This is a genomic window from Pseudomonas sp. GXM4 (genome assembly GCF_008923895.1).
In the GTDB taxonomy this organism is placed as follows: Bacteria; Pseudomonadota; Gammaproteobacteria; order Pseudomonadales; family Pseudomonadaceae; genus Aquipseudomonas; species Aquipseudomonas atacamensis.
Genome location: NZ_WBRZ01000287.1, coordinates 1 through 6,612 on the forward strand (window position 1 = coordinate 1; position 6,612 = coordinate 6,612).

General features: G+C 61.1%; 5 protein-coding genes. 1 reads left to right on the plus strand and 4 read right to left on the minus strand.

Going from position 1 to position 6,612, the window contains the following annotated elements:
- Positions 1–72: 72 nt before the first annotated feature.
- The 4 genes from F8N49_RS23910 to F8N49_RS23925 are packed head-to-tail and all read right to left on the minus strand — an operon-like array spanning position 73 to position 4,047.
- Positions 73–1,059: a lysylphosphatidylglycerol synthase domain-containing protein gene (locus F8N49_RS23910; RefSeq protein WP_024014510.1), complete on the minus strand. Its 987-nt coding sequence runs from the start codon at positions 1,057–1,059 to the stop codon at positions 73–75.
- A complete protein-coding gene (gene clsB / locus F8N49_RS23915; RefSeq protein WP_016772961.1) occupies positions 1,056–2,330 on the minus strand; it encodes a cardiolipin synthase ClsB in 1,275 nt (424 codons plus the stop codon). The genes F8N49_RS23910 and clsB overlap by 4 nt, the downstream gene beginning before the upstream one ends.
- Complete coding sequence (locus tag F8N49_RS23920; RefSeq protein WP_122747501.1) at positions 2,327–3,124, minus strand: endonuclease/exonuclease/phosphatase family protein; 798 nt, start codon at positions 3,122–3,124, stop codon at positions 2,327–2,329. The genes clsB and F8N49_RS23920 overlap by 4 nt, the downstream gene beginning before the upstream one ends.
- Positions 3,121–4,047 (minus strand): DUF72 domain-containing protein, encoded by a 927-nt coding sequence (locus F8N49_RS23925; RefSeq protein WP_122747502.1) that lies wholly within the window; start codon positions 4,045–4,047, stop codon positions 3,121–3,123. Before F8N49_RS23925 ends, F8N49_RS23920 begins: the two co-directional genes overlap by 4 nt.
- Before the next feature lie 387 nt (positions 4,048–4,434).
- Here F8N49_RS23925 and F8N49_RS23930 point away from each other — a divergent pair, with 387 nt between their 5' ends.
- The gene (locus tag F8N49_RS23930) at positions 4,435–6,537 is read left to right on the plus strand and encodes a mechanosensitive ion channel family protein (protein WP_151552851.1); all 2,103 of its coding nucleotides are present in this window, start codon (positions 4,435–4,437) and stop codon (positions 6,535–6,537) included.
- Positions 6,538–6,612: the final 75 nt, after the last annotated feature.

Here is a 6,612-nt window from a genome sequence, read left to right on the forward strand (position 1 = left end):
CCCACAGGTTGAACGCATTTCAAATGTGGGAGCGAGCCTGCTCGCGAAAGGGCCATCCGCAGCAATGCATGGTCAGGAAGGTTTCTTCTCGATCCGCAACGCCTTGGCCTTCGCTTCCACTACCAGATACATCACCACCGTAATCAACAGCGGCAGCAGAAAATAAATCGCCCGATACGCCAGCAATCCCGCGACCAGACTGCCGCGCGATGCCTCATGCTGCAGCAACGCCACGAACACCGCCTCAAGCACACCCAGTCCCGCTGGAATGTGCGTGATGACCCCGGCAATCGCGCTGATCAACAGCACGCCAAGCACCAGCGGATAATCCAGTTTGCTCGGCAGCAGAGTGAAGATCACCGCCGCCATCAGCGACCAGTTCAACGCGCCCAAGAGCAATTGCAGCACCGCCATGCGCAGCGACGGCAGGTTGATTTCCACGCCGCGTATCGACCACTCGCGGCGCTTGGAAAACTGACACGCCGCCAGATAGCCGGCACTGACCAGCAGCAATAACACCCCGACCAGTTGCAAGGCCGAACTGCTGAGTTTCCAGCCCGGCGGCATCGTCACCAGACCGCTGCTGAACACTACGCCAGCGATGGTCATGTAGCCGAACCAGTTGGTCGCCAGGCTCAGGCCGAGAATCTTGGCGATGTTGCCTTTGCTCACGCCCAGCCGCGAATACAAGCGATAACGCATGGCGATGCCGCCGACCCAGGCGCTGAGATTGAGGTTGAAGGCGTAGCTGATGATGCCCACCGGCAGAATCTGCTTCCAGGTCAGATCCTGACGAATGTAAGTGCGACCGATCAGGTCGAAACTGGCGTACACCAGAAAACTCAGCAACGTCAGGCTGGCGGCGATGATCAGTGTGCGCACCTTGAAATCGGCGAGGGTCTCCAGCACCTCGGCCCATTCGATGCGCGTGGCGAACATCGTCAGCAAGACGATCAGCGCGAGGAAAAACAGGATGGTCAGCGGGCGTTTCCAGCGGCTCCATTTCGACGGCGCCGCTTGTGCCGAATGGCTATCGGAGTGCACTTCGGAATGACTCATGGACGCGCACCTCGGAAAGGCTTCAGACGCGGTTTATGCGCCGGCAGCCAACCGGCCATGGCCGGGAAGTGCCGCAGGAAGTGGAACACCAGAAACCCCACGGTCATGTGCCAGATGCGCCCACGCGGCAACAGCTTGGCGTCCATGGCTTTGCAGTGGTTCTGGCTGAGGTCTTCGAGGCGTTCGTACAAGTGCTGATTGAAGGCGCGATCGCGGATCAGCACGTTGGCTTCCAGGTTCAGCGACAGGCTCAGCGGGTCGAGATTGCTCGAGCCCACGGTGCTCCAGTCATCGTCGACCAGCGCGACTTTGCCGTGCAGCGGGCGTTGGCAGTATTCGTGAATCTGCACGCCGGCACGCAGCAGATAATCGTAGGTCATGCGCGCCGCCAGTTTCGCCACGAGCATGTCCGGCTGGCCTTGCAGGATCAGCCGCACCTCGACGCCACGGCGGGCGGCGTTGCGGATTTCACGCAGCAGCCGGTAACCGGGAAAGAAGTAGGCGTTGGCGATGATCACCCGGCGCTTGGCCTTGCGTAGTACTTGCAGATAGACGTCTTCGATATCGGTGTTGTGTTGATCGTTATCGCGGAACACCAGGCGTACCTGGCCGTCGTGATCGGTGAAGGCCATTTCCTCCAGACGCTGGCGCCGGCGCTGCCACCAGAACCGCGCGCGTCCGGGACGACCGCTTTGCAGCAGGGCGAAGTGATGGATATCGGCGACCACCGGGCCTTGGATCTCCACCGAGTAATCCTGCTTGGCTTCAGGGCCGAAATCGGCCAGGTGATCGCCGGAAAAGTTGATCCCGCCAATGAACGCGATCAAGCCGTCGACCACCACGATCTTGCGGTGTAGGCGGCGGAACCAGTTGGTGCGGATGCCCAAATGCTTTGGCGCCGGATCGAAGATCTGCAGATGCACGCCGGCATCGCTCAAGGCCGACAGATAGCCGGTGCTCAGCTCGCCACAGCCGAAGCCGTCGAGGCTGACCGTGGTGCGCACACCACGCTGGGCGGCTTCGATGAGGATTTGCTGCAACTCGGCGCCGACCTTGTCTTCGAAAACGATGAAGGTCTCCAGCAGGATCTCGCTCTTGGCTGCGCGCATCGCTTCGAACACGCGGGGGAAATATTCCTCGCCGTTCTCCAGCAGCTCTACGCGGTTGTTGCTGTGCCATTGATACTCGACGTCAACGTGGCCGGGCTCGCGCACGGGCGGGTTCAACGGGACCGGGTCGACGGCGGATTTTTCCAGTGGCGCACTGTTCATAGTTCAATCTCCACCGATAACGGTGCGTGGTCGGAAAGGTGGGACCAGGGCCGGTTGGTCAATACTTTTGGGCGGCTGGCCTTGAGGTTGCGTACGTAGATGCGGTCGAGTCGTAGCGCTGGCAGCCGCGCGGGAAAACTGCGCGCCGGCTTGCCGTACTGCTCGGCGAACACTTCGCGCAGGCCACAGGGCTTGAGCTGCGCATCGGCACGCTGGCGCCAGTCGTTGAAATCGCCAGCGACGATCACTGGGGCATCGGCGGGCAATTCGGCGAGACGTTGCATCAGCAGATCCAGTTGCGCGTTGCGGTGGCTCTCGCGCAGGCCCAGATGCACGCAGATCGCGTGCACTTCGGTGCCGTCGCCAGGCAGGCGCAGCACGCAATGCAACAGGCCGCGGTTCTCATGGCCGCTGATCGACACGTCGAGGTTGTCGTGGCGGATGATCTGGAATTTCGACAACAGCGCATTGCCGTGATCGCCCGCCGGGTACACGGCGTTGCGCCCGTAGGCGAATTGCGGCCAGAGGCTGTCGGCGAGGAATTCGTACTGCGGCATCGTCGGCCAGTTGTCGTAGCGTTTCGGATGCTGCTCGTGCGTGCCGTGCACTTCCTGCAGAAACACCACGTCGGCGGCGACGCTGCGCACTGCTTCACGCAGCTCCGGCAGAATGAAACGCCGGTTCAGTGCAGTGAAACCCTTATGGGTGTTGACCGTCAGTACGGTAAATGTGCGCACCGAGTGTGAGACCACGGAGCCTTCGTCGGTGAAACCGACCGGTTCGGGAATGCTCATGACAGAACTCCTTCTGCGGCGACTTGCCCGGGAGTTGTGGCGAGGTCTTTGTCGAGGTCGAAGCGCTGCAACAAGTTGCGTGCGTCGTAGGGCGCGCGGACTTTGATGTCGTTGTCGAAGTAGCAGAACACTTCGCGGGATTTGCGCGCGCGGGGTTTCAGGCGTGGGGCTATCAGGTGGGCGTCCTCTGGCTGTTTACCGTGATGCCAGGCGTCGATGCGCTCTGCCCAGCGCTTGAGCGCTTGTTCGGAATAACCGCTGGCGTAGAGCTCTTCGGCGCCGTGCAGGCGCAGATAGACGAAGTCGCTGGTGAGGTCTTCGCGGTACGGCCATTTGCCGGCGGTGTCGGCAATGACCAGCGCGGTGTTATGGCGCTTGAGCAGGCGCACGAACTCCGGGTCGATAAAGCTCTCGTGACGAATTTCCACGGCATGGCGCAACGGCTTTTTACTCCAGGCTTTGACGCTGGCGTGGCCGGGCAGATGCGAATCGTGCTGGCGGGCGAGGGCGGCTGCGGCTTGGGTGTCGTGGGGCAGTTGCGCGAGAAACTGGTCGAAGCGCTCGGCATCGAATTTGAAGTTCGGCGGAAACTGCCAGAGGATCGGCCCGAGTTTTTCCTTCAGCTCCAGCACGCCCGAGGCAAAGAAATTCGCCAGCGGTTTTTCGATTTCGCGCAAGCGGCGCACGTGGGTGATGAAGCGCGGTGCCTTGACGCTGAAGACGAAGTCATCAGGGGTTTCGGCGTACCACTGGGCGTAACGTTCGGGGCGTTGCAGGGCGTAGAACGATCCATTGATTTCAATGCTGTTGACCGCGCGGGAGGCGAACTGCAATTCGCGCTTCTGCGCCAGTCCCTTCGGGTAGAAATCCCCGCGCCACGGGGCGTAGCGCCAGCCTGAAATACCGATGTGAATCGTCGCCATCCCATCCTCCCGTAGAAAGTCCTCGTGTTGCCGATGTTCTGTGATGACTGCGGCGGGGGCGGGAAAGTTTCGGTGGTGTTACGGATGGTCGCGGGTGAAGCGAAGATCAAGAGCTTACCCCCTCACCCCAACCCTCTCCCCCAAGGGGGCGAGGGGGAAGGGAGCAGATCTTCATGCCTCCTGAAATCGCGTACGACTGTGAAGGGAGCAGATCTTCATGGTCTTCAGGACTTGAGTTCGACTCAAGACGTGCAGTTGGTGATTTTGGTCATGCAACTCGGTCGGCTCCCTCTCCTGGGGGAGAGGGCTGGGGTGAGGGGGCTCTTGAACTTGCCGCGCAATTACCGATCAGTTCCTTACCAGGGTCAGCCACGGGAGATCGGAGCTTTGCGCAATTTCAGGATCGCCATTCTGCTGGGAGCGCTGCTGTGCTTGGGCGTCAACACATCGCAAGCCGTTGCGCTGCCGGGCGTTCCGGCTGCCGCCGATACGGCGGAAAAACCCGCCGAACCGGAACCGCTGGTGCAGGGTGGTCTGCTCGGGGCGATCAGTACGAGCATCGACGATGTGCAGGAAAAACTCGATCTCAACGAACACCTGGTCGATGCCTGGCGGCTGCGCGCCGACCGCGCGGCGGATGAGGTCGATCGGCTGGTCAAGCAACCGTCGAATCGCTCGGGCTGGAGCGTCGCCGGGGATTTCCTCACGCTGTCGGGAGTCTGGCTGGGCAGTTTTGCCCTATTGACGGTGCTCGGCAGTCTGTTGGCCAAGCGTCTGCGTGAGGGCCGCTGGTTGCGCACCCGCCAGCGCAGTCAGGATCTGCTCGGCTACGTGCTGCCGTACACCGTGCCGGCGCTGATCTGCCTGCCTTTGACGCTGTATGTCAGCCATTTTCTGCAAGCATCGGTGGGCCGTGCGCTGGCGCTGTGTCTGGCCTATGCCACCAGCAGCGGTATCTTCTCCACATCGATGTTGTTGTGCGTGGTGGTGATGTTCAACGTCGGGCACAAGCGCGCCGCCGCGCGAATCATCCGTGAATACTGCCCGCGCCCGCTGTTTCTGATCGGCTTTCTCGCCGCGCTCAGCGATGCCCTGACCAGCCCGCAGATCGCCCGGCAACTGGGCGGCAATATCACCAGCAGCATCGCCGTGTTCACCGGGCTGATCGCCTCGGTGATTTTCGGTTTGCTGGTGATTCGCCTGCGCCGGCCGGTCGCGCATCTGATCCGCAATCGCCCGCTCGCTCAGCGTTTGAAACAACCGTCGCTGCAGGAGTCGCTGCGGATATTTTCCGGGTTGTGGTACTGGCCGATCGTGCTGATGGTGCTGGTCTCGGCAGTCAGCCTGATCGGCATTGGCGAGGACAATCAGAAAGCCCTGCGCTGCGCCTTGTTCACTACCGTGCTGCTGATCGCCACGGTGTTTCTCAGCACGGTGTTGCAGCACCTGTTCAAGTCGCGCAAGGCCGAGGCGATCCAGCGCAGCAGTGCCTACAAGGAACGTTTTCTCAGCCTGTTGCATGCGTTGCTGCGGATCGTCATGGCGATTGTGTTCATCGATATTCTCGGGCGGATCTGGGGCGTGTCGTTGCTCGATTTCGCCCAGAGCAGCACCGTCGGCCGGGCGATCAGCAATGCCTTGAGCAGCATTGGTCTGATCTTCCTGGTGACGTGGCTGCTGTGGGTGGTGCTCGACACGGCGATTCAGGAAGCGCTGAAACCTCCGCTGAGCAAACGCGCGGCACGCCAGCCGAGCACACGGGTGAAAACCATCCTGCCGCTGTTGCGCAATGCGATCAAAATCATCCTCGTGGTGATCTGCGCGATTACCACCATGGCCAACCTCGGCATCAATGTCGCGCCGCTACTGGCCGGTGCGGGCGTGGTCGGTCTGGCGATCGGTTTCGGTTCGCAGCAACTGGTGCAGGACGTCATCACCGGGTTGTTCATCATCATCGAAGACACCCTGTCGATCGGCGACTGGGTGGTGCTTGATTCCGGCCACGCCGGCACCGTGGAAGGCCTGACCATTCGCACCTTGCGCCTGCGTGATGGCAAGGGTTTTGTGCACTCGGTGCCGTTCGGCCAGATCAAGGCTGTGACCAACCAATCCCGCCAGTTCGCCTTCGCATTTTTCTCGGTGCAGTTCACCTACGACACCGACGTCGACAAGGCCATCGAGCTGATCCGCGAGGCCGGCGATTCTATCCGTGAAGACCCGTTCCTCAAGTACAACCTGCAAGGGCCGCTGGATGTGTTTGGCGTGGACAAAATGGACTTGAACGGCGTGGTGTTGACGGCGCAATTCCGCACGGTGTCCGGTGGCCAATATGCGGTGAGCCGCGCATTCAATCAGCGCTTGAAGAAGCTTGTGGATAACACCACGAATGTGCATTTTGCGCAGACTTATCCACAGCAGGTTCTGTTGCCGAAGCGGCAGGAGGAGGGGGCGGTGGTTGCGGGTGAGGTACCGCAGGAGTCACGGACCTGATCTAGATTTTGCGTTGCTTGTCCCGGCCTCATCGCGGGCAAGCCCGCTCCCACATTGGTTTTGTGTACGCCGCAG